Source organism: Pseudomonas reinekei (assembly GCF_001945365.1).
GTDB lineage: Bacteria > Pseudomonadota > Gammaproteobacteria > Pseudomonadales > Pseudomonadaceae > Aquipseudomonas > Aquipseudomonas reinekei.
This window is the reverse complement of record NZ_MSTQ01000056.1, coordinates 1-769: the sequence shown is the minus strand read 5'-3', so window position 1 is coordinate 769 and position 769 is coordinate 1. Positions and strand designations below refer to the sequence as shown.

The window sequence follows — 769 nt, the reverse complement described above, 5'->3', positions numbered from 1 at the left end:
TGGCGCACCATCGCCATCAAGCACGAGGGCAAACAGCACACCAGCCTGCAGGAAGAATCGTTCGGTAGCGGCCTCGGCACATCTTATGAAGTGAAGGCCAGCGCCATCCGCTGGACCTCCGACTGGAAGGCGCCGCTGCGTGACAAGCCTTGCATCGACGGCCCGCAGATCGCCACGGTAGTGGGTCCGCCGGGGGAAGAGATCTACTGCGATGAGTGGGGCCGGGTCAAAGTGCAGTTTCCGTGGGACCGTTCGGACAAAAACAACGATCAGAGTTCGTGCTGGATTCGTGTGGCTCAAGGCTGGGCCGGGGCGACCTGGGGCGCCATGGCCGTGCCTCGGATAAATCAGGAACTGATCATCAGCTTTTTGGACGGCGATCCTGACCAGCCGATCGCCACAGGCCGCACCTACCGCGAGACCAATCTGCCGCCGTACAAGCTGCCCAAACACAAAACCCGCATGACCATCAAAAGCCAAACCCATAAGGGCTCTGGTTTCAACGAGCTGCGTTTTGAGGATGAGCTGGGCCACCAGGAAGTGTTCATCCATGCCGAAAAAGACAAGAACGTCCATATCAAAAACAACAACGGCATCTTTGTTGGCAATGACCGCAAGGAGCGGGTCGAGCACAACGAAACCGTGTCCATCGGCGACCACCGCACCGAGGATGTCGGCCAGAACGAAACCATCCGCATCGGTGCCAACCGCAGCGTGACCATCGGCGGCAACAAGGCCGAGACCATCAAGCTGGCCAAAGCCGAAACCA

The 769-nt window shown here is 59.0% G+C and carries 1 protein-coding gene; it reads left to right on the top strand.

Features of this window, described 5'->3' with window-relative positions; all coding sequences use genetic code 11:
- A partial coding sequence (locus tag BVK86_RS28950; protein WP_139315827.1) for a type VI secretion system Vgr family protein occupies positions 1-769 on the top strand: 769 nt, incomplete at both ends.